This window comes from Muricoccus radiodurans, assembly GCF_050154705.1.
GTDB lineage: Bacteria > Pseudomonadota > Alphaproteobacteria > Acetobacterales > Acetobacteraceae > Roseomonas > Roseomonas radiodurans.
Genome location: NZ_CP189561.1, coordinates 5,002,001 through 5,015,199, shown reverse-complemented (window position 1 = coordinate 5,015,199; position 13,199 = coordinate 5,002,001). Strand labels below are relative to the sequence as shown.

Genomic DNA, 13,199 nt, shown 5'->3' with positions numbered 1-13,199 from the left:
AGGAAGGAATTTCTGAAGCAGCGCTGAACTCCGTACTGCGATGTCTGGTCGAGCTGACCTTCTCAGAGATTCTGCACGAGCCGAGAAGGGGGGGCGCGTACGCCGTCCCGTCATCCGATGAGGTTCACGGCGTCGCTGGGCGATTGCCCTTTACGATAAGATGGACCTTCCGGCCTACTTTGAACCCGCCGCAGAGCCGCAACAACGTGTCCATGGACTCACCCGTGCGCTTCAGACGGTTGCCCTCACGCCGGCCGACACCGATGCATCCGATAAAGCTCGACGGGTATTCACCGGGGTGGATCAGGATCGCAGCTGCACGGTCTTTGCTGCCCGCCAGCTTGCCATGGTTCATCGGGCGGATCTGCTTTCGCTTGGAGGTGCTCTTCGGAGGCCAGAACTTCTTCGGTGAATATTCCATCTTGCAGACGTAATGGCCGGGATCGAGGGCCACGTATCCGTCCAGTCGTTCGAAGGTGTCGAAGGTTTCGCCGCCAATGGACATGGTGCCCACGCCGGCGTGCGCGTCCTTCTTTGCATTCGGGCTGTAGCGCGTGACGACCGTGTCGCCCCGCTGATAGATCAGAACATGCGCATTTGATCCTTGAGGTGTTGGATCGAGTTGCCCTGTGTCGAAGTCGTCTTCTTCATCCGCCATAACAACCTCTCCTCCAGTCCTTTCGCGAGAGCAGGCAGTCGTCCGCGACCGGATCGCCGCGGGTCACGCGGCCGGAACGGCTGACCTGCGATCGCCCTCCGAAGGGCATCGACCGCGTGAGGCGATGGTAAGAGGTGGCACGACGGGCCACAGGAACGATTCCGTGTACGTGACGAACGCGACGGATAGTGTCGCATGCGTCGCGCTGTGGGCCAATAACGGAACTCCTTCTGCGCCTTTGCTAGGAAATTGGTGGAGAACATCCCCGTTCGAGGTGCAAGCCGCACGACGATCTGAGGCTGCGACTGTCGCCGGAACAGGCCGTGCCTCATACCGAGCCAGCAGGTGACGCACCGCGCTGGGCGTTGAGGCAGGAACGATGGGCCGAACCCCGAAGTCGCGACAGCCGTATCTCGGCCGATTCATCTACGATCGACTGGCGAAGATGGACTGGCCCGGGCCGCACGTGACCTTTCGCCGGTTACCGTTGTTCACCTCGTCTGCGGTTCACCAGGGCTAACGCGTCCATCCGACGTGCACGCGCGACCCGAGACCAGATTTCGGGCCAGATCGGATCTCTGGCTTCCAGGAGAATGTCGAAGATCTGAACCGCTTCCTCGAGCCTGGCCGTTCCTGGCTCCCGCTCACCAAGCCTCGTGAGCGCGAGTCCAAGGTTCATCTGCGTGGCTGCCCAGGTCATCGGATTGCGCTGCCTCGTCCCCTCTTCGAGCGCCGCTCGAAAGGCTTGGACCGCTTCTTCGAGCCGTGCCGTCCCTTTCTCCCGTTCACCGATCCTGGTGAGGACGAGGCCAAGATTCATCTGCGCCGCGGCCCAGCTCAGCGGGTCCCGCGCCCGCGTCAGTTCTTCCAGCGCGGCTCGAAGGATCGTGACAGCTTCCTCCAGCCGAACCGCCTCTGGCTCTCGCGCATGAAGGCTCGTGAGGGCATTGCCAAGGTTCACCTGTGCCGCCGCCCAGGTCAGCGGATCACGCTCGCGCGTCAGCACCTCCAATGACGCCCGGAGAGCCGCGATCGCTTCCCTGAGCCGAGGCGTCCCCGGCTCCCGCTCCCCCAGTCTGGTGAGGGCGAGGCCGAGGTTGATCTGGGTGGCGGCCCAGTTCAGCGGATTGCGCGCGCGCGTTCCCTCTTCGAGCGCGGCCCTGTACGCCTGGACCGCCTCCTCCAGCCGTGCCGTCCCGGACTCTCGTTCACCGAGCTTCGTGAGTGCGAGCCCGAGGTTGATCTGCGTCGCGACCCAATTCAGCGGCATCCGCTCACGCGTTCCCTCCTCCAGTGCTGCCCGGAGAGCCTGCACCGCCTCTTCCAGCCTTGCCGTCCCTGGCTCCCGCTCGCCGAGCCTGGTCAGCGCCAGGCCGAGGTTGATCTGCGTGGCGGCCCAGCCGAGCCCATCGCGCTGACGCGGCTTCTCCTCCAGCCCGGCCCGGAGGGCCTCAACGGCTTCCTCGAGCCTCGCCGTCCCAGGCTCCCGCTCACCGAGCCTTGTGAGGGCGAGACCCAGGTTGATCTGTGTGGCGGCCCAGTTCGACGGGGCGCGCTCCCGCGTTGCTTCCTGGAGCGCCGCCCTGTAAGCCTGAACCGCCTCCTCCAGCCGCGCCGTCCCAGGCTCCCGCTCACCAAGACTGGTCAGCGCCGCCCCGAGATTGGCCTGGGCGGTCGCCCAGCCGAGTGGGTCGCGCGCGCGCGTGAGTTCCTCCAGCGCGGCCCGGTAAATCCGAACAGCCTCCTCCAGCCGCTCCGGCGCTTGCTCCCGATCCCCGAGGCTTGCGAGTGCATTGCCGAGGCTGATCTGGGCTGCTGCCCAGGGGAGCGGATCGGCCAGACGGTCGCTGGCCTGGGCCAGGACGCGATAGAGATCGATCGCGCCGACTGCGGCCCGGCCGTCCCCACGTTCCTGCCCCTGCTGGTAGAGGGCCCGCGCGTGCTGCTCCTGGTATCGCCGGCGGACCACCGGCTGCGAGACCGGCACTCTCTGCGCCGCAGCCGCGTAGTGTTCACTCGCTTCAGTGTACCGAAGGCGCGCCATCGCGACATCGCCCCGTCTGCCCACCGCCTCTGCGGCGCGTGTCCAACGCTGGTCGGCCGCCTCTTGCGCCCTTTGAGCGAGCTGAGCGGCCTGGCGCGCCGCATCGATCTCCCGCTCCTCCGTTTGCTGCAACAGGGCGTCCGCCTCTTCATAGCGGCCGTTGTCGACGGCCGCCTTCGACCGATCAGCGAGGGCGGACGTTGCTGGGTCTGTTGCGTCGAGCAAGGACCAGCGCGCCACCAGTTCTCGGTGCCGGACCGCGATCTCGCCGAGCTTGAGGGGGATCTGCTCAGGCGACACGTTCTGCTCGCCCAGGATGCGGAAAAACCCGATGACCGCCTCCCGCGTGAAGCCGAGCTGTGATGCGAGTTCGGCGGCACGGGCTTCGGCCCGTGCTCTCGCCTCGCTGCTCGACGCCATCTGCTGCGAGAAGATCTCGACGAGGCGGATCTGTTCGGCCGCTGGCACGCCGATGATGATCTGGCTGTTCTCGATCCGCTCCGCAGCGACACCCCCGGGCGCCTCGATACTCTGCCGCTGTGCCCAGGCGTTTGAGGATGCGATGAGGAGCGCGACAAGGACGAGCCGGACGTGACGCCCCCGGTAACTCATGGGCGAGGTTGGCTGGCTTGCGGAGAGGTGGCCGGAGCGGGTGCAGGATTCACCGTGACGGAACTGCCGGTGATCGTACCGGCGGCCACGCCGCCCGGGGCGCTGATCGTGGTCCCGCCGCTCGAAGGCCGATCCGTCACCAGATTCGGGGTATAGACATAGGTTAAGACAAAGAGCGCCAGGGCACCTCCGGTCCGGACCACCAATCCGCTCCCTTTCCAGCCCAGGTCAAGGAAGCCCGGAATCGTGGCGCCAAGCACGGCGACGGCGAAGCTGAGCACGACGCGCAAGGCGAAGAAGAGCTGCGGCGATGCGATGGCCTCGTTGCGGATCAGCAGAAAACCGGCCAATCCCACCACGGCGAGGGCCGCGAGGGATGCCGCGACCCGGTCGAATCCCATTCCTGGCGACTGGGCCGTCCGGCTCGACTGGCGCTTGACCATCGTTCTTTCCCCCGCCTGACGGAGAAAGCCTAGCGCTAAGTTCCGAGGGAGGAACAGAATCTTCGGCGACCTCGGCCGCGCAACCGCCGGTGCAGCTCAGCACTGTCACCGAAGCAGGTACCGTGCTGCGCGTGCTGGCGCTCCGAACGCGAGTGGGAGCGGCTCAGCACCGCGCGGCAGCGACATGGATGAGCGAGCGTGGCCAGGAGTGGAGCGCTTCGGCGTGATCCCGGCCGACCGGGAGCAGTGGCGGAGCTGGTCTGCTGCCACCAGCACCTGGACCAGCACACAAATTCGGCTGACGCGCTCTCCGCCCTGATCGCCTCGGGGCTCATGCCCTGTAAGGGATGAACGATCTCTCCGGGTGGATCGGCGGCGCGACCCACGCGACGATCCGGCGCTGGCGGAGAGGCCGCCACCGCCGGCACCATGGCGCGCGAAGAACGACGAGGGATCATCGTGATGGGATGCACCGCCTTCCGGGTCGCCGGCCTAACGGTCCTGACGCTGCTCGTCGCGCCGGGGCTGCGCGCAGAGCCCGTCCCCAGCGCGCCGCAGACCGTGTCCGGCATGGTGGAGGAGCTGACGCGCGGCATCCGCCTGCCCGCCGATGCGCCGTCGGAGGCGCAGACGCCCGAGACGCCGCTGGCCGGGTCGCAGCCGCTCGCCACGGCGGCCGCCACGACCGCCCCGCCCGGCCGTCCGGCCGTGTCCATCACGCTGACCTTCGCCTCGGGCTCCGCCGCGCTGACGCCGGAGGCGCAGCGCGAACTGGCCGTGCTCGGCCAGGCGCTGGCCACCCCTGACCTGTCGGGCTACCGCTTCCGGGTGGAGGGGCACACCGACACCGTCGGCGCCGCCGCTGCCAACCGCGCCCTGTCGGAGCGCCGGGCCGCCTCGGTCCGGGCCTTCCTGGAGCGGAGCTACGGCGTGCCGGTCGGGAGGCTGGAGGCGGTCGGCCTCGGGGAGACGCAGCCGCTGGTGCCGACGCCGGACGAGCAGGCCGAGCCGCGGAACCGCCGCGTGCAGGTCGTCAATCTCGGCCGGTAGCCCTTGGCCGGACCGTCTGAGCCGGCGGCCAGCCCGCCGCGCCGGCCGATGGCGCCCTCAGTGCGCGGGGTCGGGATCTCATCCGGCGTGAAGGCCCGCGGTGACCAGCGCGCGAGGAACAGCGGATCGACGGGATGGTCGAGACGGCGCGGCTCGGGCGTGGATGGACGTCCGGCTCAGCCACGTTCGCTCGCTTCCAGGACCGGCCGGAAAGCCGCCGTCGCGCGGCGCAGCTCGGCCCGTGCGTCGCCCCCTCCGATAAGAGAGGTGAGCACGGCGCCGAAGGTGTCGCGGAACTCCGTCACCGGGATGATGTCCGGCAGTCCCGGCCGGGCGATGGCGGCCGATGCCTCGACCGCGTCCAGCCAGGGCCGTGGAAGGCGCAGTTCCTCGCGCACGGTCGGATCGGCAAAGGTGGAGCGCCGAGGCGGCGCGCCCACGCCGGCGATGAGGGAGCGCGCGGCATTCGCCTTGCCCGCCGCCCATTGCGCGTAGAACCAGGCCGGTCCCTTGCGCGGGCTGGCGGCCGGGATGGCGATGCCGTCGCCGAAGAGCGTGGTGTGATGGGCGGCCGGCCCGCGCGGCACGGTCGCATAGATCACCTTCCCCGCCACGCGAGAGCGCTGCGCGTCCTCCAGCGGGCTCGCCCAGTTCGCGTTGTCGATCCACATCGCGGCACGGCCCTGGGTGAAGGCCGACAGGCTCTCGGCCCAGTTGAAGCCGGCGACGCCGGGTGGAGCGGTCTCGCGCAGCAACCGGGCATAGAGCTCGGCGGCGGCGACCGCCTCGTCGCCGTCCGTCAGCAGGGTGCCGTCCGGCGAAAGGGCTTCCTTGCCCCAACCGAGCAGGAAGGCGGTCCAGAGCGGGACGTTGGCGTTGCGCAGCCCGCGCCCGACAAACCCGAACACGCCGGCCGACCGGTCCGTCAGGCGCCGTGCCGCCTCTTCCAGGGAGGCGAAGTCCGTCGGCACCGCGACGCCCTTCGCTTCCAGCAGGGAGCGGTTCGCGTAGAGAATGAAGTAGTGCAGGGCCAAAGGCAGGCTGTCCACGCGCCCGTCCGGGTGCGTTGCCCCGGCCAGGCCGGCGGGCGTCAGGTCCTCGGGCGCGAAATCGGGTGCCGTCAGCGCGGGATCGGCGATGTAGGGCCGCAGGTCCTCCAGCCAGCGCGCACGGCCGAAGAGGCGTTTCTGGATGAGCCAGGAAACGGTGGTCACGTCGAAGGAGGGCCGCCCGGAGGCGAGCTCGATGACCTGCTGCTGCCGGTGCTGCTGCTCCGGCACCTGCTCGGACGCCACGGCGATCCCGGTCCGCTCGGTGAACTCCTGTTCGTGCCGCTGCAGCAGATCCGAGAGCGGCGCGCGGAGGAGCGAGACGGTGATGCGCTGTCCGGCAAAGCGCCGCCAGTCGAACCCGCCCTGGGCGCGCACCGCCGGCGCGAGGAGGATCGCGGGAGCCGCGAGCACGGCCCGGCGCGATACTCCTGTCCCCCTCCTCGGCTGTTCATTCCTCATGGGCACTCTCCTCGGCGGAAGGGGTTGAGAAAGGACGGGATCACGCGGCCAGGGGTGTGGAGCCTTTCACCGTCGTGCGGTGCATGATCCGGGTCTCGCCCTCGGGGTAGGGCGTCGCGAGGTGCTGCACGGCGCGGTTATCCCACAGCACGAGGTCGCCGGGGCGCCAGGCGTGGCGATACGTGACGGCGTCGTCGGTCGCTACGGCGAAGAGGATGTCGAGCAGCTCCCGGCTCTCGGCATCGGGCAGGTCCAGGATGCGGGTGGTGAAGCCCTCGTTCACGAAGAGCGCGGGACGACCGGTCGCATCGTGCCGCCGCACCACGGGGTGGATCACCGGCGGCACCGCGGCCCGCTGCGCGTCGGACAGCGGCGGCCGTCCGCTGCGGGCTGATTGGATGTCCGCCCTGTAGGGGTAGGAGTGCTCGGCCCACAGGCCATGGAGCCGCTGCCGCAGGCTTTCCGGCAGGTTGTCATAGGCGAGGTGCTGGCTGGCGAAGAGGGTATCCCCGCCCTGGCTGGGGAGCCTCCGCGCGAGCAGGCCGCTGCCCAGACTGGGTTCCGCCAGGTAGGAAAGGTCCGAGTGCCAGTAGCGGCCCGCATCGGCGAGGCCGACCGGGCGCCCCTCCTCTCGCTCATTCGAGACGCGCAGGACCTCCGGATGGTCCGGCAAGGTGAACTGGCGCATGACGTGGATCTCCAGCGGGCCCAGCCGGCGGCTGAAGCGCACATGCTCGGCCGGCGTGATGTCCTGGTCCCGGATCACGAGGACGGAGTGCCGTTCGAAGGCGTCCCGGAGGGCGGCGAAGGCCGCGCCGTCGAGGTCTTCCGAGAGGTCGTAGCCGACGGCCTCTGCGGCGAAGTGCGGATGCAGGGCGCGGATATCGGGCACGGCAGGCTCCTCAGCGCTTGATGCCCCAGCGGCGCACGGTGCGCGCCTCCAGGAGCTGGAAGAACACGCCCTCGAAGACCAGGCCGATCGCCACGACGACGAGAAGGCCCGCGAAGACGTCGGGGATGTCGAGGTTATTGCGATGCTCCGCGATGAACCAGCCGACACCGCCGGAGCGGGACGAGGCCCCGAAGACGAGCTCCGCGGCGATCAGCGTGCGCCAGGCGAAGGCCCAGCCGATGCGCAGGCCGGACAGGATCGCCGGCAGCGCCGCGGGTGCCAGGATGAAGGCGGCCAGCCGGATCCCGGACAGGCCGAGGTTCTCACCCACCCGCCGCAGGGTCGGCGGGATGGCCTGCACCCCGGCATGGGCGTTCAGTGCCACGGCCCAGAGGACGGAATGGCCGACCACGAAGACGAGGCTCGGCGTGCCCAGACCGAACCAGAGGAGCGCGAGCGGCAGCAGCGCGATGGCCGGCAGCGGGTTGAACATGGCCGTCAGCGTGGACAGCAGCGCGGAGCCGAGGCGGGACGCCACGGCCAAGCCGACGAGGAGTGCCGCGAGCGCCAGCCCCGCGCCGTAGCCGAGCGCCAGCACGCGGAGCGAGGTCAGCACGCGGGACGGCAGTTCGCCGGAGGCCGTGACGCGGACCAGGGCGGACAGGGTAGTGGTCAGGGTGGGAAAGACGAGGTCATTGTCCACCCATCGGCCGTAGCCTTCCCAGGCCGCGGCCAGGAGAAGGAGGACGAGGGCGCGCAGCAGCAGGTCCTGCGAGGCCGTGCGGAGCGGGCGGGAGGCCGGGGCGGTCACGGGGAGCCGCGGCGGTCGGGCCAGGGAGCCGTCAGGCATCGGTCATCTCCTCGGCCGGCGCGTCGGAGGGCAGCAGCAGCCCGCGAAGCTGCACGCCCATCCGCGCGCGCTCGGCGTCGTCGGTCCCGGCGGGGATGACGTGCACGGCGCGCAGCCGGCCGGGGTGGGCGGACAGGACGGCGATGCGGCTTCCCAGCAGCACCGCCTCCTCGATCGAGTGCGTGACGAAGATCAGGGAGAAGCGCAGCTCGGCCCAGAGCCGCAGCAGCTCCTCCTGCATCCGGCGGCGCGTCAGCGCGTCGAGCGCGGCGAAGGGCTCGTCCATCAGCAGGACGCGCGGCGCGGCGGCCAGGGCCCGGGCGATCGCGACGCGCATCTTCATGCCGCCCGAGAGGGTGTGGGGAAAGGCATCCTCGAAGCCGCGCAGCCCAACCTTCTCCAGCAGCGCGTCGGCCCGGGCCGTGGCCTCCCGCCTTCCAATGCCAGCCAGGCGCAGAGGATAGGCGACGTTGTCGCGCACGCGCTTCCAGGGCAGGAGCTGGTCGAATTCCTGGAACACGGTCATGCGGTCCGGCCCCGGTCCGCGGACCGGGACGCCGTCCAGCAGAACCGCGCCCGCCGCGGGCCGCAGGAACCCGCCGGCCGCGGCTAGCAGGCTGGACTTGCCACAGCCGGAAGGGCCGAGCAGCACGAGCCGTTCGCCCTCCCGCAACGAGAGGTCCAGGGACTCCACGGCCGTCACCGGGCCGCGGTCCGACAGGTAGCGCAGGGTCACTCCGTGGAAGGTCAGGACGTCGCGCATCAGCTGCCCGTCGCGCCGTGCAGGGCCGGGAAGAACAGGTCCTGCCAATGGTCAGGCTTGACCGGGATCTGGCCGGTGCGGTGCTGGAAGTCGGCGAAGGCCAGCACGCGCTCTGGCGCCGTGGTGAAGCCGACGCCGCCGCCATTCAGGATGCTCTCCACGAAGGCGACGTCGAGCGAGGCGCGCTCGGCCCGGATGTAGAGCTCCGCCGCGGCGCGCCGGTTCGCCGCGATCCAGGCATGGGCCTGGCCGAGCGCCGTCACGAAGGCGGCCGCGGTGCGGGGATTGGCATCGTGCCAGCGCCCGGTGGCGTAGGAGAGGTTGCCGGTATGCGCCCCGCCCAGGACGTCAAACGAGTCGAGCACCTGGTGGATGCCGGCGTGCTGAAGCTGTTGCTGCTGGAAAGGCGGGTTGCCGAAATGGGCGGTGATCTCCGTCCGTCCGGCGATGAGCTGCGCGGTGGCGTCCGGATGTGGCAGGGAGACGGTGATCGAGTCCAGCCGCCCGTGCTGGCCAGGGCCGAAGAGCTTCTCCGCCGCCATCTGCAGCACGATGGACTGGAAGGACACGCGCACGGCCGGCAGGGCGATCCGATCGCGCTCGGTGAAATCGGCGATGGAGCGGACCTCCGCACGGTTTGTGTTCAGCCAGATCGACTGCGATCCCAGCGAGGCGAGCGCCCGCACCCGCAGGTTGGGCCGCGTGCGCGCCCAGAGCAGGATCACGGGCGGCACGCCGGCCGCCGCGATGTCGAGGCTGCCGGACAGCAGTGCATCGTTCATCGCCGCCCCGCCGCTGACCTGGATCCAGGACACCCCCGGCTCCGGCAGGCCCGCGGCGCGGACGGCGGCCTCCAGCAGCCGCTGCTCCCGCATCACGATGAAGGGGAGGTAGATGAGGCCGAACTGCTGGGCGATGCGGATCTGGCGGGTCTCGGCGGGCTGGGCCGAGGCCAGGCCGGGCACACCCAACGCGAGCGGGGCAGCGAGGAGGTGGCGACGTCGCATGGGAACTCCGGAGGCGAGGCGCGCACGGCGCGCGTTTCAGGGAGGGGAGCGTGGGACGGGTACGGCGCCCTGATACCGGATCGCGCCAGCAGCCACTCCGGTGACGGCGGCGATCGTCAGCCCAGCGACGAGACGGCGGCCGATGAAAGGGGAAGCAACGGTGATCGGTTCGTCGGCTCCAATGAGCGTGGCATACGGGTTAGGCGGGGGCGCCGCAGGTGTGCCGCGGCCACGTCAGCGCCGGGAGATCGGCGGACACATCGCGTGACCTCCGGCCGTGATCCGTCGGCGATAATGTCGCTGAACTCCGAGACGGAGTGGGCGACCAGCGTCCCGAGGAGCTCCGGGCCGTTGGCGATCTTGCCGAAGCCCGGGCCGCTCAGGTTCACGCGCACGTTCACCTGCGTCAGGGAGGCCGCAATGGCTGTGCGGAGCGCGTCCACATCCTGCCCGCCGGACCGGCTGGGAGTGGAAGACATTCGGTTCTCCCGTCTCATGGCAGCCGCTTCCATGGCCGCGCGTGCGGCATCGGGTCAGGAGGAGTCGAGGGCATTTCCGGTCAGCGTTGACAGCAGTGGACCGGTGTGCGGCACCACTCGGTGTTTGGACGCGACCTCGACAGCAGCATCATGGGAATCCAAACGGCACCGGCGGGCGGTGTCCGGCCCGGGCACTCTTCACGATGTCAGCTGGTGCATCAATGAAATGGTCTGTTGATCTTCGCGCCTTGGAGAGAATGCAATGCTTCAGGGACAGAGCCGAACGAACATGAATCCCCCCGATTGGCCTGCCCCACCGGCGCATGGATGGGCGCGTCGCACTTCACGGGAACGATCGTTTTCGCGTTCTCTCACGGCAGGTCATTCGAACCCACGATTCATCGACGGCGTCGATGCGATGTATCCCGGAAGCCGCGGCCATCTTCCCTGGGTCGGCGTTGCAGGGCTGGTCTGTCGTCGAGAGGCCTCTCCCAGGGAGGAGAATCAGGTGCGGCATGCGGGCCAGCTCCTGAACGGCTCCGTCCGGGACCTTGTCCGACTGCCCTTCGTCCTGGGGCGACGTCACGCACCAGAACCGGTAGGCGGAGAATGGCCACATGGCGGAGAAGTCCGAGGGAGATCACACACTTCCCTCCTCCGGATGCCGATCGCCTCGCAGCAGCGATCGGAGCCGGACATAAACCTCCCTCAGCCGAGAGCCTCGGGCCAGGAGCCGAAGCGGGAGCCCGTGATACTCTAGCGCTGCGCAGGTGGGCTGATACGATGCGGTCATGAACCGCCGCACCCTTCTCGCCACCCTCCCCTCCGCGTTCCTCGCGATGCCGGCTCTTGCCCAGCCCGGCTGGCCCAGCCGCCCGGTACGGGTGATCGTGCCGTTTACGCCCGGTGGCTCGACCGACGCGATGGCACGCACCACCGCGGCAAAGCTGACGGAGAAGCTCGGACAGCCTTTCGTTGTGGAGAACCGTCCGGGCGCTAACGGCGCCGTGGGTGGGCGCGCGGTCGCCGAGGCGGCGCCAGATGGCTATACCCTCTGCTTCTCTGCCTCCATCCAGATGCTCGCTCGCCAGGTCATGCGGAACCCGGGCTACGACCCCGTGGCGGACCTGCAGCCGATCATCCGCACGGGGCGCGGCCCGCTGCTGCTCCTGATGAATCGGAGCCGGACACCCAATACCCTCGCGGAACTCCTTGCTGCCGTGCGCGCGAGCCCTCGGGACTGGACCTTCGCCGTATCGTCCCTAGGGGCTGCGGGCCACCTCGCGACGATCGAGTTCATTCGTCAGGCCGGAGTGGAGCTTGTTCAGGTGCCCTATCGCGGGACCGCTCCGGCCATCACGGACGTGGTCGCGGGCAACGTCACGCTCGTGATCGAGCCGATCCTCGCGACGTGGCCTCCTGCGCGAGACGGGCTCGCGAAAGCCATGGCCATCACCGCGGCTGAACGCAGCAACGCCGCTCCGAACGTGCCGACCGCGGCCGAAGGGGGGATGCCGAACCTCGACATCCAGTCGTGGTGGGGCCTCTGGGGACCGCGGGCCCTTCCCGCCGAGATCGTCGCCCGCATTGGCGATGCGTTGCGGACGGGAATGCTGGAGCCCGACGTTTTTGCCCGCGTCGGCACCCTTGGCATCGAGCCCATGGCTGAGGTCGGGGCCGACTTCGCCGCCTTCATCCGGAGTGACGTGGAGCGAGCCGAGGCGCTGCTCCGGCTTGCAAATTTTCAGCCGGAGTAGGCCGGCGCCCGGCGTCGACTCTCGGCGTGTCGATATGACAACCCTTTCCCAGCGGCATGGTTCCGGTGCGTTGGGGTGCGCCGGAAACCGGAAGGCGCATCTCACGCTGCGGTTGGTATCGTCCCTTCGGTCGCGATCCCGTCCTCCGTTCGGTCGGGCTGGCAGCGATGCTGATTCGCGATCTCTCCGTGCTGCCTTGTCATCGCGTTCTGCAGAGCAACCCGCGAGATCGCGGTGCGCTCCCGGGACTGGAGGTAGGCCGGATTGAACTCCGCCACCGCTTCGAGGCCGTGGATATCGAGAATGGTCAGCGCGCCCGCACTCCAGGAAACCAGGCCGCGTTTGCGGAGCACCATGAGCACGCGGTTGACGTGAACCGGAGAGAGACCGAGGGCGTCCGCCACATCGGCTTGGGTGAGCGGAAGAGAGTAGGTGATCGGCCCTGCATCACCCCAACCGCCGAGGCGCGTATGCATCTCGCAGAAGAGATGTGCCATCTGCCGCTCGGCCTTGCCCGACCCTGCCGTGACAAGCCACTCGCACATCGCGCTGGCCTCCCTGGTGCTCTCCCGGAGGAGGGTCAACGCCAGACCGGTGTCTTGCTCGGCAAGGTCGGCCAGGTGTGCACGCGAGAAGAGGGCGAACTTGCAGACGTTCAAGGTGCTGACGGCGTACTCCGACCTTCCGAAGAGCTGCAGATCGCAGAAATCGCCGGGAAAGAGGAAGGCGATGATCTGCCGGCCTCCATCGCGCCGCGTCCGGAATCGGCATGCCATGCCGCTCAGGAGCATGTGGATGTGCTCGGGCTGGTCGCCCTCTCGGAACAGCGGGCGGCGAGCGGCGACGGACAACGTGTCCGGCGTGTTCAGCCTCGCTGACGCGATCGGCCCCGGGTGTTCTGTCGACGTGGACGAATGCAGCTCAGGCTTCGCATCCAGCGCGGGATCCACAGCTCGCCTCCATTCAAACTCTCAGGTCACACGTTTTGTTACGAGTGCGTAACAAAACGGGAAATCGAAGCAGATCGGCTTCAGGCTCAATCGGCCACTCAGTGAAGAGTAACGTTGGGACCTGCGATTGTTTGAACCGTAATTCGTAGCGTTCGTATCGTGAAGGGAAGCCTGTCTGAGTAC

General features: G+C 68.9%; 11 protein-coding genes. 2 read left to right on the top strand and 9 right to left on the bottom strand.

Annotated features, from left to right (window positions below):
* Positions 1-124 precede the first annotated feature (124 nt).
* From ACP6CK_RS23280 to ACP6CK_RS23270, 3 genes are all read right to left on the bottom strand, one after another.
* Positions 125-658 (bottom strand): hypothetical protein, encoded by a 534-nt coding sequence (locus ACP6CK_RS23280; RefSeq protein ID WP_426955706.1) that lies wholly within the window; start codon positions 656-658, stop codon positions 125-127.
* Between the two features lie 481 nt (positions 659-1,139).
* Positions 1,140-3,314, bottom strand: a complete 2,175-nt coding sequence (locus ACP6CK_RS23275) for a tetratricopeptide repeat protein (RefSeq protein ID WP_426955705.1) — start codon at positions 3,312-3,314, stop codon at positions 1,140-1,142.
* A complete protein-coding gene (locus ACP6CK_RS23270; RefSeq protein ID WP_426955704.1) occupies positions 3,311-3,757 on the bottom strand; it encodes a hypothetical protein in 447 nt (148 codons plus the stop codon). Before ACP6CK_RS23270 ends, ACP6CK_RS23275 begins: the two co-directional genes overlap by 4 nt.
* 462 nt (positions 3,758-4,219) lie before the next feature.
* On the opposite strand from ACP6CK_RS23270, the gene ACP6CK_RS23265 reads away from it, so the two are divergent.
* Positions 4,220-4,807 (top strand): OmpA family protein, encoded by a 588-nt coding sequence (locus ACP6CK_RS23265; protein ID WP_426959968.1) that lies wholly within the window; start codon positions 4,220-4,222, stop codon positions 4,805-4,807.
* A gap of 176 nt (positions 4,808-4,983) precedes the next feature.
* Here ACP6CK_RS23265 and ACP6CK_RS23260 read toward each other — a convergent pair whose 3' ends face one another.
* The 5 genes from ACP6CK_RS23260 to ACP6CK_RS23240 all read right to left on the bottom strand — a co-directional run bounded on the left by ACP6CK_RS23260 (position 4,984) and on the right by ACP6CK_RS23240 (position 9,830).
* Positions 4,984-6,270 (bottom strand): ABC transporter substrate-binding protein, encoded by a 1,287-nt coding sequence (locus ACP6CK_RS23260; protein WP_426955703.1) that lies wholly within the window; start codon positions 6,268-6,270, stop codon positions 4,984-4,986.
* Positions 6,271-6,358: 88 nt separating this feature from the next.
* Positions 6,359-7,210 (bottom strand): TauD/TfdA dioxygenase family protein, encoded by an 852-nt coding sequence (locus tag ACP6CK_RS23255; protein WP_426955702.1) that lies wholly within the window; start codon positions 7,208-7,210, stop codon positions 6,359-6,361.
* Between the two features lie 10 nt (positions 7,211-7,220).
* Entirely contained in the window at positions 7,221-8,060 is an 840-nt protein-coding gene (locus ACP6CK_RS23250) for an ABC transporter permease (protein WP_426955701.1), read from the bottom strand.
* Positions 8,053-8,823 carry an ABC transporter ATP-binding protein gene (locus ACP6CK_RS23245; protein ID WP_426955700.1) on the bottom strand — a complete coding sequence of 257 codons (771 nt, stop codon included), beginning with the start codon at positions 8,821-8,823 and terminating at the stop codon, positions 8,053-8,055. Before ACP6CK_RS23245 ends, ACP6CK_RS23250 begins: the two co-directional genes overlap by 8 nt.
* Positions 8,823-9,830, bottom strand: coding sequence for an ABC transporter substrate-binding protein (locus ACP6CK_RS23240; protein WP_426955699.1), 1,008 nt, complete (start codon positions 9,828-9,830; stop codon positions 8,823-8,825). The genes ACP6CK_RS23245 and ACP6CK_RS23240 overlap by 1 nt, the downstream gene beginning before the upstream one ends.
* A gap of 1,270 nt (positions 9,831-11,100) precedes the next feature.
* Between ACP6CK_RS23240 and ACP6CK_RS23235 the strand changes: the two genes are divergently transcribed.
* Positions 11,101-12,066 (top strand): Bug family tripartite tricarboxylate transporter substrate binding protein, encoded by a 966-nt coding sequence (locus ACP6CK_RS23235; protein ID WP_426955698.1) that lies wholly within the window; start codon positions 11,101-11,103, stop codon positions 12,064-12,066.
* A gap of 101 nt (positions 12,067-12,167) precedes the next feature.
* Here ACP6CK_RS23235 and ACP6CK_RS23230 read toward each other — a convergent pair whose 3' ends face one another.
* Positions 12,168-13,016: a Crp/Fnr family transcriptional regulator gene (locus ACP6CK_RS23230; protein ID WP_426955697.1), complete on the bottom strand. Its 849-nt coding sequence runs from the start codon at positions 13,014-13,016 to the stop codon at positions 12,168-12,170.
* Positions 13,017-13,199 lie beyond the last annotated feature (183 nt).

Excerpts from the sequence above, each read along its gene's own strand:
- ACP6CK_RS23265 (WP_426959968.1), top strand. The coding sequence starts at position 4,220 with ATGGGATGCACCGCCTTCCGGGTCGCCGGCCTAACGGTCCTGACGCTG.
- ACP6CK_RS23235 (WP_426955698.1), top strand. The coding sequence starts at position 11,101 with ATGAACCGCCGCACCCTTCTCGCCACCCTCCCCTCCGCGTTCCTCGCG.
- ACP6CK_RS23240 (WP_426955699.1), bottom strand. The coding sequence starts at position 9,830 with ATGCGACGTCGCCACCTCCTCGCTGCCCCGCTCGCGTTGGGTGTGCCC.
- ACP6CK_RS23270 (WP_426955704.1), bottom strand. The coding sequence starts at position 3,757 with ATGGTCAAGCGCCAGTCGAGCCGGACGGCCCAGTCGCCAGGAATGGGA.
- ACP6CK_RS23280 (WP_426955706.1), bottom strand. The coding sequence starts at position 658 with ATGGCGGATGAAGAAGACGACTTCGACACAGGGCAACTCGATCCAACA.
- ACP6CK_RS23245 (WP_426955700.1), bottom strand. The coding sequence starts at position 8,823 with ATGCGCGACGTCCTGACCTTCCACGGAGTGACCCTGCGCTACCTGTCG.
- ACP6CK_RS23250 (WP_426955701.1), bottom strand. The coding sequence starts at position 8,060 with ATGCCTGACGGCTCCCTGGCCCGACCGCCGCGGCTCCCCGTGACCGCC.
- ACP6CK_RS23275 (WP_426955705.1), bottom strand. The coding sequence starts at position 3,314 with ATGAGTTACCGGGGGCGTCACGTCCGGCTCGTCCTTGTCGCGCTCCTC.